Source organism: Bryocella sp., from assembly GCF_058498515.1.
Genome location: NZ_JBMHYI010000019.1, coordinates 44,688 through 64,122, shown reverse-complemented (window position 1 = coordinate 64,122; position 19,435 = coordinate 44,688). Strand labels below are relative to the sequence as shown.

Here is a 19,435-nt window from a genome sequence, read left to right as displayed (position 1 = left end):
CATACCCACCCCAAACCCGCGCTATAGTGATCCCCATGCGCTGGCAGAGAAAGACAGACTGGCAATCCGCCGACGGCACCGTGACCGACGTCGAGGTGGTACAAGGCCGTGGCGGCCCCATCTACACCGTCTCCTTCAACTACAAGGTCGGCGAGCACTGGTACGGCGGCTTCTATTCGAGCACCGGCGAATACAAGAAAGATGACGCGATCTCCGTCCAGTACGATCCAGCCGACCCCAACCGCAATGAATACACCGTGGCCGCCAGCCGTGCACACCTCTGGACCGCTCTCGTCATCGTGATCTTCGCCGCGCTTCTGATCTGGAAGGCAGTCAGCACAGCAAGTCGCTGAGAAAATACCGGGTGCCCCGGGTCCGGACTCTCGGACCCGGGCTGGCGTTGCAATGATGTGGTTAGGAATCACTCAAACCCGCAGCCGCGCCGTTTGGCGTACTTACCACCCCAGCTCTCCCCAATCAGAACAGGGCATTCTCCAGCCAACAGAACCCGCGACTCGTGCAACGTAGAACGCACAACGCAGTCCAGGTAGCGGACCAATTTGCCCTACAATTCTCCCATCATGCTGAAAAGACTGGTGTCTTGGAAGTACGGAATCGCCGTCGTCCTGATACTGGGGTGCTCGATCTACGTATCCCGTCAGGATCAAAAAACCCGCGACGAGTATGAGACAAAATGCAATCAGATTAAAGCCGTCACGGTTTCCCAAGGGACCCATCAGGAAGACTGCGACAAAGGCGCAGAGGACGCCGCAAGGCACCTGCCACGTTGGTATAGAGTATTTGGTTGGCCCGAGGGGATTACAACATGGGCGATCCTTCTGACCCTCTTGGTGATCGCTGATCAAACGGCCCAGACGAAACGAGCCGCCATTGCAACTGAAGACGCTGCGAAGGCAGCCATGGATAGCGTTGAAGTAATCAAGAGAAAGGAAAAGGCAAGAGTCAAAGTTCGCATTGGGAAATTGGAGGTCGTAAAGGTGGAGACGACGAACGACTCGTACTTTGCCGTTGTGAAGGTAGAGCTTTTCAATTTCGGAGAAACAAAAGCTTTCATTGCCAACAGTTGCGGCGATTTTTCCATTACTCGTTCCGATAAACCCCATGCGACTAAATTTCCAGAGCCTCTGACGAGCGAGCCCGTGATTCACGCCACGGAAAATCCACTGGAGAAAAAGTTTCCGTTCTTTTGTGACACTGGACACGACATAATCAGATCCTTGAATACGGGTGAGTTGTTTGCTCACCTCTATGGAATGGTCAGCTATACCGATGTTTTCGAGGCTCCACGCGTAATTCGCTTTAGATATTTGTGGACTCCAAACATGCACGGAGTTCAACTGCGAAAGCTCATCAGCAAAGACGCCCTGAGTCATTCGCTCTATGGAGAATGGAAACAGCATGGGGATGAGCAGGACAACTACGACAGCAATCCAAACTAGGACACTACCGAAGTCCACCCCTAAAGTCTCTCGATCGAAGACTTTTCCAAAAGCCGGGGGACCTTACCGCCCCTCCGCCGCATGCAGAATCAGCGCGAAGAAGTGCACCAGCTTCAGCTGATCCCACTCACCCGGCCCATGCCCATCCAGGTCCAGATGCGATAGCACCGGCGAGATCAGCTCCGCCTTCAGCGTCTCGTGAGGCAGCTCCGCCGCCATCCACTGCGTCTCCGCAGCCGGGATGATGTTGTCGCCCTCGCCATGCAGCAGGTACACCGGCGTGGTCAGCGTGGCCAGGTGCCCATGCGGACTCACTCCAGCCATGTCCTGCACATGCTTCACCTCGTCTTTGGCGAGCATCTCCCGCGTCGCAGCCGAGGTCGTATCCATCAGCTGCTTCGCCTCCGCCGTCTGCCGCGGAGTCAGCAGCGCCATCGCAGCCTTCTCGTTCGCCGGCTCCTCGTACAGGTGAGCCCGCAGCACCGCCCGCAGCGGAGCCAGGTCTTCCTTCGGCACAAAGTCCTCGAGGTTCTCGTACTCCAGCACCAGCGCGCCGTACTCATGCGGAGCCAGCAGCTCCTCGCCGCCGCTCGGCTCCGCATCCTCGCCCGTCCGGTAGTACTGCGCTACCCGCGACATCTCATCCTGCGACCCGATCGCAAACACAAACCGGAAGTAAGGCCGGTACTGCGGGCTAGCCGCCGCCAGCAGCGACAGCCCACCGGAGAAGCTCAGCCCCATCACGCCGACGGGCTTACCGCCATTGCGCTCCGCCATCCACTTCGTCGCATCCCCAATCGTGGCAATCGAGTTCGACCCCACGTGGTAGTCCTTGATGTCCGGCAGCTCCGGCGTCAGCACCCGGATCCCGCACGACGCCATCGACGTAGCGAACGCAATCAGCCGTGGCTCATTCATCCCCAGGTGGTGCACGCCATGCAGCACGATCAGTGCGGGAGCATCCGGCTTGTCGGTTGGGATATACAGCCGTGCCGGCACCGGCCCATTGCTCGTCGGCAGCGTCAGCTCCTCCGTCCTCACCGGATGCGCGATGGTCTCCCGCAGCGCCCACGGCACCGGCTTGTTCGCCACCAGGTCCAGCACCGCAATGGCCTGCAGATGCGCCTTTACGAACGGCGCGGCAACGGCGCTGGCGACCGCGAAGGCCAGGACGCAAATGCCCGCCCAGAGCCACGGACGTTCCTGCACCGTGGCGCGAACCTTGGCACGGCGTTCGGCGATTCGTGCGCCGACGCGCCCCGCGAGGCGCTGCATGGGAGCAGGAGAGGTAGAGGTGTGTTTCGGTCGCAGGCGAGGCATGGCTGGGAGAAGTCTAAGCGATCTCTGAACGAGTCTTTGTTTTGCCAGGGCCGAGCTCAAGCCTCTGTCTTGCGTGGGCGTGAGGAAGCTTCTGCTTTGTCAGGGCGGGACTTTAGTCCCGCCATAAGTGCGGCGATTGCAACGCGGCTTTAGCCGCTGAGGGGAATCATCGCGACTAGCCGAGATAGCCCTGAGCGAACAACATCAATGCGCCGCCGCATGAAAGAGGAAGGGAAGCAGCAGCACCACGATCGCCAGCAGCACCACCGCAACCGTAAGCAGCATCTGCAGCCGCGCTTGCGTAGCCGCAACCCCGGCCAGCTTGGCTTCGAGCGAAGCCGCCGCATCTCTCGCCGCACGCGCATCCCGCGCCGCATCGTCCGCCTTCGCCGCAATCTCGTTCATCTGGCGATACAGCCCCGCATGCGACGCCGTGACCTGCCCGAGATCCGCCTTCAGGCCGTCGGCGATGGCCTGCATCTCCACGGAGACCTGCGCCAGCGCCTCGCGGTTGGCCTCATCACCGGCTTGCCGAGAGAGCAGGAAACGATCGGCCAGCGGCACCAGCCGCGAGAGGTGCGGTAAGAGTTCAACGATCTGTGCGAGGACCCGAGGCCACATGGGGAGATTGTAGAGCGGAGGGAGCTCCCTGGACCGGCAACCCGCCCGCGGTGATATGTTTTCGTCATACCTACAGAAGTCTTTCCCCGAGGTTCCACGAGCATGATGCGTCGTCTGCTGGCCCCGTCCCTGCTGCTGTTCGCCCTCGTCGCTGCGATGCCCGCCGCGCCGGCTCAAACCGCCAAGCGCCCCATCACCGAGAAGGACATCTTCGACTTCGTCTGGATCGGCGACACCCAGCTCTCGCCCAGGGATGGAAAAGTCGTCTTCGTCCAGACCACCGTCTCCGCCGACCGCTCCGGCTACGACACCGCGCTCTACCTGCTCGACACCAGCACACCCGGAGCCACGCCGCAGCGCCTCACCGCCGGCCCGCGGGACTCTTCACCCCGCTGGTCCCCCGATGGTACGCAGATCGCCTTCCTCCGCGCCACCCTCCGCGACGGCAAGCCCACCCCGCAGCTCTACGTCATGCCCGCGAACGTTGGCGGCACGATCACCAAGGTGACCGACCTGCCCAAAGGGGCCGGGTCACCCCAATGGGCCCCGAATGGCCAGGCCCTGACCGTGACCTCAGGCACACCGCAGGATCCCGCCGCAGCCAAAGCCGAGGCCCAGAAGCGCTCCCACCTTACCGGCGACGACGCGCACGTCTCCGATATCAAGGTCATCAATCGTGCTACCTGGCGCATGAACGGAGAAGGCTACCTCGAGCCCGAGTCCGTCCCGCAGGTCTACATGGTCTGGCTGCCCAAGCCGGATGGCTCGCAGGCGCCCGTGTGGCAGCTCACCGGAGGCCGCTTCGGTGTGCAGGACGCCGTCTGGTCTCCCGACTCGAAGTGGATCTTCTACGCCCAGTCCCGCGTCGACGAGCCCATCTACGAAGCGAAACCCCACAACACCCTCTATGGCATCAAGGTCACGACTGGCCCGGACCACGCCAAGGACATCCCCACGGACTCCTTCACCGACGCCCTCAAGGTCAACGCCCGCGGCCTGTCGCTCTCACCGGACGGCAAGCACTTCGCCTTCCACGCCTCCGCGCCAGAGCTCAAGCCTGCAACCCACAAGCAGGACGACCTGTGGATCACGGACCTCACCTGGACTGCCGATGGCGTTCCCTCCGCCAGCGAACCCCGCGACCTCACCGCGAAGGAAGCCTACGAGATGGGCGGCAGCGTCGGTGGAGACAACACCGCGCCACGCGGCGGTGGCCGCGGCGGCGTGGCTTGGACCCCCGACAGCTCCGCCATCCTCGACATCGCCGGCTACCGCGGCAGCGCGCTGCTGGTCAGCGTTGACACCGCCTCCGGCAAGGTGACCGAGCTCAGCCAGCCGAAGCAAGCTGTTCTCGGCTTCAACGCCACGGCCGATGCCAAGACCGTCATCGCGCAGATCTCCAATCCCATCCTCATCGGCGACCTCTTCGTCCTTCATCCCGGCGACGGCAAATCCCAGACCCAGCTCACCAAGGTCAACGATGCGCTCTTCTCGCAGCTCGATATCGCGATGCCCCTCGACATCCAGGTCAAGCCCACGCATCACGCTGAGGACATCAAGGGCGAGACCATCGACACCTTCCTCATGCTGCCTCCCGGCGTCACCGGCAAGCCAGCCAAGCCGCTCCCGCTCATCCTCAACATCCACGGCGGCCCGCACTCGGCCTACGGCTGGGTCTTCGATCACGAGATGCTGTGGATGGCCGCCAAGGGCTACGTGGTCGACTATCCGAATCCGCGCGGCTCAACCACCTACGGCGAGAACTTCGCCAACATCATCCTCAACAACTACCCCGGCGACGACTTCCATGACCTCATGGATACCGTCGACGAAGCCATCAAGCTCGGCTATGCCGATCCCGCGCGCCTCGGCGTCACCGGCGGTTCCGGCGGCGGCCTGCTCACCGACTGGGTCGTCACGCAGACCGATCGCTTCAAAGCTGCCGTCGCGCAACGCGACATCACCGACTGGGCCAACTGGTGGTACACGGCGGACATGGCCGGCTTCCACCAGTCGTTCTATCCCACCAGCCCTCCGTGGGAGCACATCGACGCCTTCCGCGCCCACTCGCCCATCACCTACGTGAACAATCTCAAGACGCCGATGCTGTTCATCCTGGGCGACGCGGACTTCCGCACGCCAACCGGTTCCGGCGGCGAGGAGTTCTTCCGCGCGCTCAAGTACAAAAAGATCCCCACCGTCATGGTGCGCTTCCCGCGCGAGAGCCACGAGCTCTCCCGCTCCGGCGAGCCGTGGCATCGCGTGGAGCGTCTGGAGAACATCATGAACTGGATGGATCGTTTCCTGATGGGCGCCTGCGAACCGCAGTACGACATCACACCAACCTGCAAGGCGGACGTCCAGTAGTCCCGACGCAATTTGGACTACCAGGAGTGTGTCATTTCGACCGGAGCGGGACAGCTTCATCGTCACGCGTAGTGGAGAAACCTGCTGTTTGCCAGCACCGGCCGACAGCAGCTCCCTCGACTTCCCTATGCTCGGCTCGGGATGCGTCGAATTTGCCGGTACAACCTACGCTGCCCGGCGCTTCCGCACATCCATCACCAGCGACACAAACGACAGCACCATAATCGCCGTAATGAATCCCGCGGACCACACGCAGTAGATGCACCACTTCTGCAGGACATAGTCCTCCAGGAAGCTGAGGAACGCCGCGAAGGCGAAGCCCGCCTCCGCCAGCTGCAGCAGCACGAACGAACGGTACGGCACCCTCGGCAGCAGCGCGATCACGCCGATCAGCGCATAGCCGATCAGGCCCAGCAGAGCGACGGGGACGTGTGTCTTCGTGGTGGTCGCGGGATCTTCGTCGAAGCTGACCGGAGGCAGCACAGCGTACTTCGAGTGGTTGACCGTGCCGCAGTCGAACTTCTCCGTCACCGCGCACGGCGGAGCCGCATTCGGGTCCTGATTGTGGATGCGGAGGGCAAGCCAGGAGTCGATGAGACCGGCGAGGGCGAGCAGGGCAATCAGATAGCGCACGCGTTCATTGTAAGCGCGTCGGCAGGACTGCTGGCTAACGTGTGCGGGTAACGGTGGGATCGCTCAGCGGAGATTGAGATTCATGGGCGGGAGGAACCCTCACCGGCCGGACGATCACCTCTGGCTCCGGATTCTCCGTGGCGTCGGGTACCCGGACCGCGAAGAGATTCGAATAACTTGCAACGAGGCACGGCGCGAGCACCATGGCTGCAAAAACCCCTATTACCAACAACGTATGCATGCAGACTCCAGCCTTCAAGTGTGCGCTTCCGCAAAGTGACGCCACCATAGCACCTTTCGGGGACGCACCGTGAGGAGTCCCGTTTCGACTAGAGTGAAATGAGGGAGATACCTCGATGCAGCCTGTCGCCGAAGCTACCGCCGCCGCAACTCAAAACGATCTGCTCCACCTCTGGTCGGGGCTCGACTCTGCCGAAGGTGCGAAGGCCTGGGTCGAGTCGCATCTTGCCGCCTCGCGTGCGGCGCTTGCGCAGCTGCTCGCAGTCGATTCCGCCAGCGTGCGCACTGTGCCCAACACCCTGGAGCCCTACGACCGCGCCTCCTGGCATCTGCGCATGGCCGGCAGTCAGGCGCATGTCATGTTCATGGTCCACCCCGTCGCGGGCGTGCGCGATGCAGCCCAGGAGCTCTCGCAGGCTGTCAGCGCGGAGTCCGTCGCGCTGTCGCTGAACCGCGAGGTCTACCAGGCGCTGGCCACGCTCGAAGGCGAAGCGATGACCGGCGAAGATGCCGCCACGCGGTATTACCTGGAGCGCGTCCTGCTGGGCTACCGCATGTCCGGCGTGGACCGCGACGACGAGACCCGCGAGAAGATCCGCTCGCTCGCCGACAAGATGATCGGCCTCAGCATGACCTTCAGCCGCACCGTGCAGGACGATGTCCGCAAGGTCGAAGTGACCGACCCGAACGAGCTCGCAGGCCTTCCCGCCGACTACCTCACGCGCCACGGCGTGCGTGAGGAAAAGGCTCCGGACGGCACGGTCAAGCTCGTCGCCGACGGCCCCGTGACCATCACCACCGATCCTCCCGATCTCACGCCGGTGATGAGCTACGCAGCCTCGCGCACGCTGCGCCGCAAGCTGTACCTCGCCTACAACGGCCGCGGCTATCCCGCCAACAAGCAGGTGCTCCTCGACCTGCTCGCCGGCCGCGAAGAGATGGCCACCCTGCTCGGCTTCCGCAGCTGGGCAGACCTCGCCACGGTGGATCAGATGATGGGCTCCGCCGCGAACATGCGCAAGTTCCTCGACGAGGTGGAAGCTGCCGCCCGCGAGTTCGCCTCGCGCGAATACGCCGAACTCGAAGCCTTCGTCCGCGAGCGCGATCCCCAGGCCCTGCCCCTCACCCTCAGCGACGCCCGCTACTGGGAAGAGCAGTTCCGCCGCACCCGCTACAACTTCGACTCGCAAAGCGTGCGCCCCTACTTCCCCTACGAACCAGTGGAGGCAGGCATCCTCGCCACCGCCGGCAAGCTCTTCCGCGTACGCTTCGAGCGCGACAACGACGCCCCCGTCTGGGACCCCAGCGTCAAAGCCTTCCTCGTCTACGACACTGCTGAAGACACCGCCACGAACGCGCCCTCTGGACCCTTGGCCCTTGACCCTAAACCCTCGCCCCTGGGCCGCATCTACCTCGACATGCACCCGCGCGAAGGCAAGAGCAAATGGTTCTCCGAGTGCTCGCTCGTCGGCGGAGTTCTCGGCAAGAACCTCCCCGAAGCCTCACTCGTCTGCAACTTCCCGCAACCTAGCGAGACAGACGCGGGCCTCATGCAGTACTCCGACGTCGTCACCTACTTCCACGAGTTCGGCCACCTCATGCACGAGGTCCTCGGCGGGCGCCAGCGCTGGGCAGGGCAGTCCGGCATCGCCACAGAAGGCGACTTTGTTGAGGTCCCCTCGCAGATGCTCGAAGAGTTCTTCGAGGATGCCGACCTCCTGCGCACCTTCGCGAAGCACTATCAGACCGGCGAGCTGCTGCCCTACGACGTCATCGAACGCATGACCAGGGCCGCCGCGCATGGCCGCGCCCTCTCGACACTGACGCAGGTCATGTACGCCACGTATTCGATGGAGACGCACGATCGGCGCGCCGCCGATCTCGACCTAGACGTCCTGCTCCGCGAGGGCTACGACCGCTTCTCGCTCTACGAGTTCGTCGAAGGCAACACCATGTACGCCGCCTTCACCCACCTCATCGGCTACACCTCGAACTACTACACCTACCTCTACGACAAGGTGATGGCGCTGGAATTCTTCGCGCAATTCGAGTCGGTAGAAGCGAACGCTGCAGTGGAAGACGCCAAGGGCGAAGGCGCAAAGCACGCAACCGAACTCCTCACCAGCCCCGTAGCCCTGCGCTACCGCCGCGAGGTCCTCGAGCCCGGCGGCTCCAAACCCGCACGCGAACTGGTCCAGGCCTTCCTCGGCCGCGAAACCAGCATGGAAGCCCTGCGCGGCTGGATCGGCAAGGAGTTCGCCGCGTAGCCTTGACTGTTGAGTCGGGAAGGGCGATAGAAAGCACAAGGCCCGCTGATTCAGCGGGCCTTGGCTTTGGCCTTGATGGCCGGTTTACCTTTCGCCGCAGGCTTCGCAATCGCCTTCGCCACAGGCTTGGCTGGCGAAGCCTTCTTCATGGGCGGAGCAGGCTTCTTCGCCTGTGCCGCTTTCGAAGTGACCGTCGCCGTGACCTTCGTCGTCACCTTGGTCGGAACCGCGGCCTTGACTGCGACAGGCTTGGCCACAACCTTCGCCGCTGGCTTCGTCGCGACCGTCACCTGAGGCTTGGCCGGGAGGGTCTTCGCCGGTGCGGCTTTCGTCGCCACCTTCGCGGCCGACTCGACGGTCGGCTTCGGAGCGGCCTCTGCAGGCTCTGGAGTAGCCACGGGCGCTGGCTGAGTGGCCGCGGTATGGATGCGGTGGGCAGGAGTCAGCGCAGGTGCGGCTGCCTCGCCAGCGGCTTCCGCTGCCTGGCGCAGAGCATGCAGCACCACGCGCAGCATCTCGTCCTCAGGCGCAGGCTTGCCGGTCCAGATCTCGAACTGCCGCGCGCCCTGCTGTACGAACATCTCGATGCCCGTAATGATGGGAATACCCTTCTGGCGGGCCATGCGCAGCAGCGGCGTCTCCAGCGGGTTATAGACCGTGTCGAAGACCAGCCGCGCCGTCAGATCTTCCGGACCCAGCAGCTGCGGGGACTTGTTGCCGTTCATCCCCACCGGCGTCGCGTTGATGATCACGTCGAAGCCCATCTTGGCCACGGCTTCCCGCTTGATAATCTTCGCCCCTGCCTGGCGCGCGAGCTTCTGCGCCGTCTCCGGCGTGCGGTTCAGGATCCAGACCTCCGCTCCCTTGTCGCGACAACCAAACACCGCTGCACGGGCCGCGCCGCCGGCGCCCAGCACCAGCACCTTCGCGCCCTTCAGCGACATGCGCTTTTCCAGAGGCCCCACAATACCCTGCACGTCCGTATTGAAGCCGTACCACTTGCCATCGGCCATGCGGGAGATCGTGTTCACCGCGCCGATCTTGCTCGAAAGCGTGTCCGTGCGCTCCAGGAAGGGAATCACGTCCTGCTTCAGCGGCATCGTCACGCTCAGGCCTTGCAGCGGAATCTCCTTCACCAGCTTGAAGAGGTCTTCCGCGCTCGTAGTCTGCAGCGCCAGGTAGACGGCATTCACCGTCTCGCGGCGGAAGGCTGTGTTGAGCATCAGCGGCGACAGGGAGCTGCCAATTGGACTCCCGGCCACGCCAAAAACCTTCGTGGCCGCATCCACCGCGTCGATCCGGTAGGTCTCCACCAGCGTGCGGGCGGTGATCTGGCCGGCCGCGGTCTCCTCGCCCTTGGTCGCGGCGGCGAAGGTAAAGGCGGACCCGGCGCGCAGGCTGAGGATGCGCGAGATTGTGCCCGCCTCGCCCATGCAGACGCCGACGATCTCCGCGCTGGTCTGGTCCTCCCAGCGGCGGATGAATTCCATCAGGGTGAGGTTGTCGGCCAGGGTACGGGCCGTCGGAACCACCTTCATAAAGTCAGGCTCGAAGGGCAGAACGCGCTTGGCAACAGCGTCCAGGTCCTTCGTCTCTTTGAAGTTGTGCCAGCTGATGATGACCCCGGCGCCGGTGGCGCGCAGTCGGCTCATCGTATCGCCCGGCAGCTTCTCCAGCGAATCGATGTCGATATCGACGATATGGAAGCCAGCCTCGGCCGCCGCGAGAAGCACCTCGAGCGCTGCCTTGCTGGAGCCGTCGAAGTGGCCGCCGAACTCTTTGGGGCGGCACGTGGCGATCGCCGTGATCGCACGGTTGGAGTCGAGGAACCCCTTCAAAGTAGGCAGGGCGGCCGCGGGCTTGGGGAGATAGTCCAGCCGAAACTCGACAAAGCTCGTGTCTTGAAGGACTTCCGAGGCTCGGGCAAGCATCTCGTCTGCGCTTGAGCCTTGAATGGCCGCGCAGATCTTTCCGACGCGGGACCGGAGGAGGTGGGAAGCGATTTGTAGGGTATTGGTCATTCGGAATGCAGTCGCGGTATAGTAACGCCGAAGTCCCGAGGATGCAAGGAGTTCACGGCGTTCGCCGGGTACTCCCAACGCGGTCTTGAGGCGACTCTCGTCGCATTAAGGCGCGCTCAAAATTAGGATAAAAGTTCGCTCGGATACGGCTACCCCAGTTTGGACTCGTCTGGGGTGGGAAATGTCGCAAAACTAACAGAACTCTGGTATCTGACGAGGAAACAGCCCACTTTGGCTCGCCTGAGACTTTTCCGCAGAAAACCCGCCGATCAAGGCAACCGTTTGTGTGCTGGTTCATCTAAACTTGTAACTGAGAGGCTTAACTCCTAAAGTAATCCCACCTTTTGCAACAATCCCTTTTGCCCTAACGGGCTCCTCAGAGCAACTCCCCCTATTATCCCCTCCCCAAGAAGCCTCTCATGGGCCCGCTGGAAAGCGGGCCCACTCTCTTTAAGCCCGGAAACACCGGCCTTTCCAGCCCCATCCTGCGGCCTCGCCAACCTCGCCAACCTCGCTAAGATGGAAGAGCTATGGCCTCCCGCATCGCCACGAAGTCGTCCAGCTCGAAGAACGCGCTTCGTGCCCTGGATGAACGATTGTCTGCGGCAGGGCTGACCCCGGGCCGTACCGCGCGAGCTGCCACTCCACCTCCAGGCAAGCGTGCCGGACACCCGGCAAAAACCCTGCCCGAACCAAGTTCGACAACCCTCGATGACTTCACGCCTGGCGTGCTGCGCGTCCCCGCCTTCGCCGAGCTTCCCTGGCTTCGCGCCGGCTTCAGCACCCGCGAAAACGGCGTCTCGACCGTCTACGCGGAGAGCCCCGAAGCCCCGGGCGAACCGAATTCGCGCCGCGAGCTGAACTTAGGCTGGACCACCCACGACCCCGAGGAGAACGTCGCCGCCAACCGCGTGCGCCTCACCGGCTGGGTCGCGGACGGCGCGGAGATGCAGCTCGTCACCATGCGCCAGTTTCACTCCGGCATGGTGCGTGTGATCGAGCGCGACCACCGCCCGCTGGTCACCGCCGACGGCAGGGCCGTCGTACGAGCCGACGCCCTGATGACGGACGTCCCCGGCCTCCTGCTCGGCGTCCAGACCGCCGACTGCGTCCCCGTGATGATCGTCGACCCTAGGAAGCATGCCGTTGCCGTCTTCCACGCCGGCTGGCGCGGCACGGTCGCCCGCATCGTGGAGCGCGGCGTCGGAGCCATGCAGCTGCGCTATGGCTCCAAGCCCAAAAACCTCCTAGCGGCGATCGGCCCCGCCATCGGAGCCTGCTGCTTCGAGGTCGGTGAAGATGTTCGGCAGGAGTTCGAAAGCCAGTTCTCCTACGGCTCGGAGCTCTTCTACGAGGTCTCAGACTCCGACCCCATCCGCCGCAAGTACCCCATGCTCTTCCTCACTCAGCGCGCTCCGGGGCACTCCAATCTCGGCCCGCAGCTGCACATGGATCTCTTCGAAGCCAACCGCCGCCAGCTCCTCGACGCCGGCCTGAAGAAGCGCCACATCACCGTCTCGGGCGAATGCACCGCCTGCACGCGCCTGCCCTCCGGCGCAAGAAAGTACTTCTCCCACCGTGCGGAGAAGGGATTTACCGGCAGGATGATGAGTGTGATCGGAGTCAGTGAATAGTGAGGAAGTGAAAAGTGAAGTAGAGCGAGCCACGCGGCGCGGATGCTGCCTTTTCATTACTCACTATTCACTACTCACTATTCACTATCCACTCATCTCCTCACCGAGCTCGACGATTCCTTACACAGCTCCTCGAACAGCTCGTCGCGGTGAGCAAGCGTGAAGCTCCCGATGGTACGCAGGCTGGTGAGGTAGATGCTCGCGCTGGCGAGCATGAAGACCAGCATCGCCAGCGGCATCACCGCCAGCATGTCGAAGTGGCGCGCCAGCTTGAGAATCCCCAGGCCGAAGGCTGCCAGCACCAGCAGGATCCCCATACCGAGGAAGGCGCTGGCGGGTGAGGCCTGTTTGCTGGAGGTCCGCCCGGGATCGATCTTCTTCGGCGCTGTGATGGAGCGGCGGTTGCCCAGCGTCGTCGTCAGCATCAGCGTGCCTGCGGCCCACAGCAGGCTGGTGACCAGGATGTTCAGCGTCGGCAGTCCCGTCAGGTAGGTGACGATCGCCAGCACCGCTGCAGTCTCCGCGTACGCCAGCAGGAAGTTCACCAGGTTCTTGGCGACAAAGACGTCGCGCAGCCGGACCGGCGCAAGGAAGTAGAACTGCGCCCCCGGACCTTCCAGCCCGAAGGAATTGAAGGCCAATGGCACGATCCCCACCAGCGCATACGCCAGCGACGCCGGAAAGATATAGAGCGAGTTCGCCGAGCCGCGAGTGGCCAGTCGTCCGGCGAACAGGAAGACCATCACGATCGGCGCGATGAGCGCATAGAAGACGCCCGTGTTGCGGCGGATCGCCAGCAGCTCCTTGCTGAAGACCGCTGCCACCACCGGCGATAAACGCAGCGCCCCCTGTCCATGGTCGGAGAACTTCGACCGTATCGCAACCTCCTGGGAGGGAGTGACCGCGCTCGCGTGAGGTACGCTCAGGGACTTCCTGGGCACCGTCACCCCGTTGGCCACATCCGAGAAGACCTCGCCGCGAAACTCCGTACGCGTGCGCATGGCAAAGACCGCGAAGAAGAAGAATCCGAAGATGCCACACCCGAGTACGTACCCCGCGAACCACAGCGTATGGTGGCGGGCTGCGGCGATCATCGCATCCCCGGTGAGGCCCGGCGGTAGGAAGTTCACCAGCGGCTTTACCTGCCGGTACATATGCGCGAGGACATCGAACCTGTGCTGGGTAAGGAAGCGGCCATGCTGGGCGTGGTGGTGGTTGTAAGCCGGGTTGAAGCGCACGTTGACCCACTGGCCCACCAGCGACAGCGTAAAGATCAGCGCGGTGAAGACCTCGCGCGCGCGCCGTGTCGCCAGCCAGCGGTCGATCCACGCGAAGACCATGCGCGTGAAGATCGCATTCGTGATGGCGAAGACCGCCATCGAGACGAACGCGTAGGCCCACAGCCACGGCTCGGCAACAGTGATGCCAATCGCAATCGATAGCGAGAGAATCGCCACCATCACGTTCGCCGGGCTCAGAATGCCGAAGAACAGCCGCAGGATGATGTAGTTCCGCGAGCGCAGCGGAAAGCGGATCAGATGCGTGGGATCGAACGAAGTCCCCGGCTGCCCGATGTTGATGTTCAGCAGCTGGCACAGGAGGAACGTGCCCCACAGCAGCCAGGAGATGCGGTTCATCTCATAGTCCGAGGTGAACATGTACGCCGCGTACCCGGCGACTCCCGCAACAGCCAGCGCGATCAGCCCGAAGATCGGCGCCGCGATGAGGATTGCCACCAGATCCGCGGTGCTGCCCTTGCGGCGGAAGCTATTGGCGAAGATACGCCACCGCAGCCATGCCACCGCGGCAAACTGGGCGCGGGTCTGGCTGATGGTCCATCGGGGGATGGCAGACACAGGATGGTGCTCGGTGGAGGCGTCGTTCATCGTGCGGTTCATCGCTCGGTCCTTACTCGCCGCGCCTCAGCTCAGCCAGGCGAGCTCCTGCTCGGGTTCGCTCGGCCCACGCTCGGTGCCCACCACGGAGAGGAAGATCTCCTCCAGCGTGAGTCGGGTTGCGGGTCCGGCCGCCTGCTCCTCGTCGGATGCGCGCAACCGCGTCCGCACGCCGGCGCGCAGCTCATCCAGTGAACCGTTGGCGACGATGTGCCCGCGGTCGATGATCGCGATATGCGTACACAGCCGCTCGACGATCTCGAGCACATGCGACGTGAGGAAGATCGTCGCCCCGCGCGCGATCATGCCCTGCAGCATGTTCTTCAGCGTGCCGGCTGCGATCGCATCGACGCCCTCGAACGGCTCGTCGAGGAAGAGCACCTTTGGCCCGTGGATCACCGCAGCGGCCAGCGCCAGCTTTTTGCCCATGCCGTGCGAGTAGTCCGCAATCAGCTTCTTCGGCTGATCGGCCAGGCTCATGAACTCCAGCAGCTCATCCGTCCGCTGGGCGGTGGTCGCCTTATCCAGACCGTACATCCGGCCCACGAAGTGTAGGTACTCCGTCGCGGTGAGTTTGCCGAAGAGCGCCATCCCCTCGGGCACCACGCCAATGCTCCGCTTCACCTCTACGGGATTAGAGATCAGGTCCTGCCCGAGAATGCGGATCGCCCCGGAGGTCGGTGCCAGCAGTCCCGTCAGCATCTTGATGGTCGTGGATTTGCCCGCACCATTGGGCCCGAGGAAGCCAAAAAACTGGCCCGATTCCACGGCAAGATCGATGGAGTCGACCGCCGTGAACGCGTTGAAGCGACGGCTGAGGGACTGGGCCTCGATCGCGTAAGTCGTCATTGCTCTCAGTTATACGGCAGAAAGCGCCCGCAACTCGAACACGGGCGCTCCTACAGAGGGTGTGATCGCGGAATTACATAGCGGGAGGATGATGTGGATCGACGTGGACGGCCCCATCGGCGGATTGAGCCCCGCCTTCAGCTTCGTCAGGATTGACGAGATCGCGGAGCTCCTTGCTCGGCTTGAAATACGGAACGCGCTTCGCCGGAACAGCCACCGCAGCCCCGGTCTTCGGATTTCGTCCTGTGCGGGAGCTCCGCTGCCGGGTTCGGAAGCTTCCGAAGCCGCGCACCTCAATCTTGTCGCCCGCCTTGAGCGCGCCAATAATGGACTCGAACAGGGTTTCAACAATCACCTCGCCATCACGGCGGGTGAGGTCACCAAGCGCGGTCACATCGTTGACCAGGTCTGCCTTGGTCATGGTTCCTCCGGTGGTGGTCGCTGTGTATATCGGCCAGCGACTTTAATCTATCGTGCGGGGATGAATGCATGCAAAGGGGCCCAGAGAGAGATGTGCGCGATTGCCCACCTTTCGTATCGCACGCCGCCGGAGGGCTGCTCGTAATCGTCGCAATCCACCGGACGGGTTCCGTCTATAGATGCGACGCATCAGCCCTTCGGTTGGTTGCAGTTGCGGTGGAAACCGAGGAAAAATCCCCCCGCCCCAATTTGCCCCAGCGCGCCTTCCCATCGATCGCGTGGGAGACTCCCAGACCCCCTACTTCCAGAGGAAATAAAACCCGGGAGAACGATCCAGCAGCTTGGACGGATTCGGAAACAGATCGTCTGTATCCCCCGAGAGCGCCCCCAGCAGTCCCTTTCGCTCCTTGCCCGGCCGCACAATGCTCGGCTCGCCCTTGATCCCCACCGACCGCGCCGTGTCCATCAGCGCCACTCGGAAGCCACCCTGCCGGTCGATCAGCCCCAGCGGCTGCGCCTGCTCGCCGGTCCACACCTGGCCCGTCGCCAGCGGCTTGATCTTGTCATCGCTGGTATGCCGTCCGGTCGCCACATCATGGATGAACTGGCCGTACATGTTGTCCACCAGGCCCTGGAAGTAGACCTGCTCTTCCGGAGTCAGGTCGCGGGTCGGGTCACCGGCATCCTTCAGGTCGCCGCGGCTGATCGTCACATTCTTCAGCTTGGCCCACTTCAGCAGCTCGCCGTAGTTGGTCCACTCCATAATCACGCCAATCGACCCCACCACCGACGCCGGGTTCGCATAGATCTCGTCGCAGCCACTCGCAATGTAGTACGCGCCCGAAGCGCCCACGCTCTCCACCGACGCAATGATCTTTTTCTTGTGCTCCTGCCGAACCCGCACCACCTCGTGGAAGATCTCCTGCGACGCCGCTGCTCCGCCGCCCGGCGAGTTGATGTGCAGGATGATCGCCTTCACATTGTCGTCGGCGCCATACTTCTCCAGCTGCTTATCGATCTTGTCCGCGTCCGTGATCACGCCGCTCACGTCGATCACCGCAATCGAGTCCGACCCGAAGCTCGCGCTCGACTCCGACCCCGTCGCATTCTTCACCGCGTAGGCCACCACGCCGATGAGGCTCAGCAGGCCAACGCCCACGATCACCGCAAACAGGCAAGCCCACATCCATCCCGAACGCCGCGGCGCGGGAGGTGGAGGATAGCCCGGAGCATACGGATAGCCCGCGGGAGCTGGCCCACCCGCGTAAGGTCCCGCATAAGGCGTGGCGTACGGTGCGGCATAGGGCGGCGGCGGCGGGGGTTGGGGCGGCAGCGTCTCGGACATGCCGCAAGTCTACAGCGTTGCGAGTAGCGGCGAACCCCTCCTGCATCGTGGTGGCCTACTGCACGATGTACATCTGCGACGTCGACGACATCGTAATGCCGTTGGTCGCAAGGAACGGAATCCGGTACGGATACGTGCAGGTCACCACCACCTTCACGGGGTGGCCCGGGTCCTGGACACCGTCCGGAAAGGACGCGGCTACCTTGGTCGTTCCACCGCCCAGCGCCGGCATGCCGGACGAAGCCACGCTCGCCTCGATGGCAGCGGCCGTCGTCGTGCACGATCCCCCCGTCGAAAGGGTGCACGCGGAGCCGCGAAAGATGGCGTACCGTGTAGCCTCGCGAGCCAGCTCCGAGATGCGCTCATAGTTGTAGTACGCCAGGCACATCTGGATCAGGCCGAACATCACCCCTACGAGAATCGGAAACGTAAGCGCGAAGGAGATCAGCGCCTCTCCGTGCTCCTGCGACAGCAACCTCGGCACGGTCTTCGGTCTCACTGCTGCACCTCCATCACCGAGATTCCGGAAACGGCGTAGCTCGCCAGCAGCGGCGGAACATGGAACGGAGGCGTGACCGTCGCGCTCGTCTTCACCTGCAGAAACTCCAGCACGTGGTTCCCGGATCCCGCGCAGGCGCTGGTGGCTGCCGCTTGGGTGCTGTACTGCGTGCCTCCCTGGGCGAGCGCGCAGGCGTAGTAGATCGTCGGCGTTACCGTGAGGCTGCTGCCAAAGTCCGCGGCTTCCGCCTGTGCGGCGGTCTGGATCACGCTGGTATTGGAGGCGTAGGTGGAGCTCTGCATCCCGTACATCGCGCCGGCGTGCGCTGCATTGCTGATCTCGATAGAGGCATATGCCAGCGAGGCCAGCTCCGCCGTTCCGAAGATCAGCAAGGGACCAAGAAACACCAGGAAGATGGCCAGCTCGATCACCGCGCTGCCGCGCTCGCCATGCCTGCCCCCACGGACTCTGGGGTCGCACATCACGCCCGCAGGCTCAGCCGGATTGGACAGAATCTTCATCATTGTGTAAGCCGCGCCGTACCCTCTCCCATGCCGCCGATGTTGGTCGTCGAAGCCGCCGTCAGCGTTCCACCACCGTTCATCGTCAGCGACTTCGCGACGATCGCGGCGTTCACCGCCGATCCGCTGCCGTTGCCCAGCGTAATGGCCGCGCCCGGCGCAAGCAGCGCCCCGTTCATCACCGTGCTGGAGCCTCCCTGCACGGAGAGCGTCGTCGCATCGCTTGCATCCTGATACACCAGGATGCCGTTGTAGGTCCCGCTCGTCGGAGCGGTCAGATTGATGTTGGCGCCATTGTCGATCACCAGGCTGGCGTTGTTCGTCAGGTAGAAGACCACTCCCGACCCGCCCTTGTTGCCTCCACTCTCGAAGTGCAACGTCCCTCCACTGATGACGTAAATACCTGCGTTGAGGGTTACCGTGTCGCCGTTCGCTCCCACCGTCAGGCCGTTGTAGCAGACCGTGTTATTGCTGGTGGTGCCATATGTAGATCCCGGACCCACCGTATACGTCACGCCGCCGCCGCCGATGGAGTTGAACGGGTCCGCCGTGCAGCTGGAGTACGCCGGTACAGCCGGCATCGCCGGCGTGCAGGAAGGGGAGTAGCTGGTCACCACCTTGGTGCTGGAGGCAATGCTGCCGCCGTTGTTCACGTTGCTCCCGGCAGTCCAGCTGGTGGACGCAATGCCCAGCTCTACCGCCGTCAACGTCGATCCTCCCACCACGCCTACCGCGTTGCTGCTGGTGGAATCCACCGTCACGCCACAGCTCGCAGCGGTCAGCTTCGCGCCGTTGCTGATGTTGAGCGTCTCGCCGCTGCCCCCCTCCAGGCAAACGCACGACTGGGTCGACCCGCTGCCTGCCCCGGCCATCGCCGTCGCAGACACATTCACCGTAGTCCCGCCACCCGTGAACGCGCCGAAGAACCACGTGTGGATGGGCTGCGCGACGGTGACCTGCATATATTGCGCGGGAGCGCTGCTGGAGGCAGTGGACGAATAAAGCCCCGAGCTCGGGGTGCTCAGCGTGACCGTCGCAGGATTTGTCGTGAGGCTCGTGTTGAAGCCGTTCAGCGTGGCTGCCGCGTTGGCCGCGGCCTGCATCTGCGCCGTCGAGTTGCCGTAGGTCTGCTCTTCCGCCGCCGCCAGGGCCGCAGCGTCAGCCGCCGCCTGCGCCATGCGCTTTTCTCGAAAAAAAATTCCAACATCGAGCGCGAATCCCAGGAATCCGAGCAGCACCAGCGCGAAGAATAACGCCATCAATGCTGTCGCCTGGCCGCGCTCCCGGTGCCGATCGGCTCCCATGGACGCCCCTATGGTTCATCTGGGCGCCCGCACCGACCC

The 19,435-nt window shown here is 63.4% G+C and carries 16 protein-coding genes; 5 read left to right on the top strand and 11 right to left on the bottom strand.

Translation table 11 applies throughout. From position 1 onward, the window contains the following. Window positions 1-35 precede the first annotated feature (35 nt). Window positions 36-353: a DUF3592 domain-containing protein gene (locus AC5E6W_RS05070; RefSeq protein WP_491751178.1), complete on the top strand. Its 318-nt coding sequence runs from the start codon at window positions 36-38 to the stop codon at window positions 351-353. A 228-nt stretch (window positions 354-581) separates the two neighbouring features. Next, entirely contained in the window at window positions 582-1,460 is an 879-nt protein-coding gene (locus tag AC5E6W_RS05065; protein WP_491751177.1) for a hypothetical protein, read from the top strand. A gap of 63 nt (window positions 1,461-1,523) precedes the next feature. On the opposite strand, the gene AC5E6W_RS05060 is transcribed toward AC5E6W_RS05065, so the two are convergent. Further along, the gene (locus AC5E6W_RS05060) at window positions 1,524-2,780 is read right to left on the bottom strand and encodes an alpha/beta hydrolase family protein (protein WP_491751176.1); all 1,257 of its coding nucleotides are present in this window, start codon (window positions 2,778-2,780) and stop codon (window positions 1,524-1,526) included. Window positions 2,781-2,984: 204 nt separating this feature from the next. Then, on the bottom strand, window positions 2,985-3,401 hold the full coding sequence (locus tag AC5E6W_RS05055; protein WP_491751175.1) for a hypothetical protein: 417 nt from the start codon (window positions 3,399-3,401) through the stop codon (window positions 2,985-2,987). Between the two features lie 102 nt (window positions 3,402-3,503). Between AC5E6W_RS05055 and AC5E6W_RS05050 the strand changes: the two genes are divergently transcribed. Beyond that, window positions 3,504-5,768 (top strand): S9 family peptidase, encoded by a 2,265-nt coding sequence (locus tag AC5E6W_RS05050; RefSeq protein ID WP_491751174.1) that lies wholly within the window; start codon window positions 3,504-3,506, stop codon window positions 5,766-5,768. 165 nt (window positions 5,769-5,933) lie between these two features. On the opposite strand, the gene AC5E6W_RS05045 is transcribed toward AC5E6W_RS05050, so the two are convergent. Further along, entirely contained in the window at window positions 5,934-6,401 is a 468-nt protein-coding gene (locus AC5E6W_RS05045) for a vitamin K epoxide reductase family protein (protein ID WP_491751173.1), read from the bottom strand. 356 nt (window positions 6,402-6,757) lie between these two features. Between AC5E6W_RS05045 and AC5E6W_RS05040 the strand changes: the two genes are divergently transcribed. Continuing rightward, window positions 6,758-8,908, top strand: a complete 2,151-nt coding sequence (locus AC5E6W_RS05040) for a M3 family metallopeptidase (RefSeq protein ID WP_491751172.1) — start codon at window positions 6,758-6,760, stop codon at window positions 8,906-8,908. Between the two features lie 50 nt (window positions 8,909-8,958). On the opposite strand, the gene aroE is transcribed toward AC5E6W_RS05040, so the two are convergent. Then, window positions 8,959-10,929: a shikimate dehydrogenase gene (gene aroE, locus AC5E6W_RS05035; protein WP_491751171.1), complete on the bottom strand. Its 1,971-nt coding sequence runs from the start codon at window positions 10,927-10,929 to the stop codon at window positions 8,959-8,961. Between the two features lie 530 nt (window positions 10,930-11,459). On the opposite strand from aroE, the gene pgeF reads away from it, so the two are divergent. Further along, window positions 11,460-12,563, top strand: coding sequence for a peptidoglycan editing factor PgeF (pgeF, locus tag AC5E6W_RS05030; protein WP_491751170.1), 1,104 nt, complete (start codon window positions 11,460-11,462; stop codon window positions 12,561-12,563). A 92-nt stretch (window positions 12,564-12,655) separates the two neighbouring features. Here the strand turns inward: pgeF and AC5E6W_RS05025 are convergent, their stop codons facing one another. From AC5E6W_RS05025 to AC5E6W_RS04995, 7 genes are all read right to left on the bottom strand, one after another. After that, on the bottom strand, window positions 12,656-14,461 hold the full coding sequence (locus AC5E6W_RS05025; protein ID WP_491751169.1) for a permease-like membrane multi-spanning protein: 1,806 nt from the start codon (window positions 14,459-14,461) through the stop codon (window positions 12,656-12,658). 24 nt (window positions 14,462-14,485) lie between these two features. Continuing rightward, on the bottom strand, window positions 14,486-15,307 hold the full coding sequence (locus AC5E6W_RS05020; protein WP_491751168.1) for an ABC transporter ATP-binding protein: 822 nt from the start codon (window positions 15,305-15,307) through the stop codon (window positions 14,486-14,488). Between the two features lie 73 nt (window positions 15,308-15,380). After that, on the bottom strand, window positions 15,381-15,758 hold the full coding sequence (locus AC5E6W_RS05015) for an HU family DNA-binding protein (RefSeq protein ID WP_491751252.1): 378 nt from the start codon (window positions 15,756-15,758) through the stop codon (window positions 15,381-15,383). Window positions 15,759-16,025: 267 nt separating this feature from the next. Next, the gene (gene sppA, locus AC5E6W_RS05010) at window positions 16,026-17,072 is read right to left on the bottom strand and encodes a signal peptide peptidase SppA (protein ID WP_491751167.1); all 1,047 of its coding nucleotides are present in this window, start codon (window positions 17,070-17,072) and stop codon (window positions 16,026-16,028) included. 55 nt (window positions 17,073-17,127) lie between these two features. Further along, window positions 17,128-17,571 carry a TadE/TadG family type IV pilus assembly protein gene (locus AC5E6W_RS05005; RefSeq protein ID WP_491751166.1) on the bottom strand — a complete coding sequence of 148 codons (444 nt, stop codon included), beginning with the start codon at window positions 17,569-17,571 and terminating at the stop codon, window positions 17,128-17,130. Continuing rightward, complete coding sequence (locus AC5E6W_RS05000) at window positions 17,568-18,095, bottom strand: TadE/TadG family type IV pilus assembly protein (RefSeq protein ID WP_491751165.1); 528 nt, start codon at window positions 18,093-18,095, stop codon at window positions 17,568-17,570. Before AC5E6W_RS05000 ends, AC5E6W_RS05005 begins: the two co-directional genes overlap by 4 nt. Continuing rightward, on the bottom strand, window positions 18,092-19,396 hold the full coding sequence (locus tag AC5E6W_RS04995; protein WP_491751164.1) for a pilus assembly protein TadG-related protein: 1,305 nt from the start codon (window positions 19,394-19,396) through the stop codon (window positions 18,092-18,094). Before AC5E6W_RS04995 ends, AC5E6W_RS05000 begins: the two co-directional genes overlap by 4 nt. Between the last annotated feature and the right edge of the window lie 39 nt (window positions 19,397-19,435).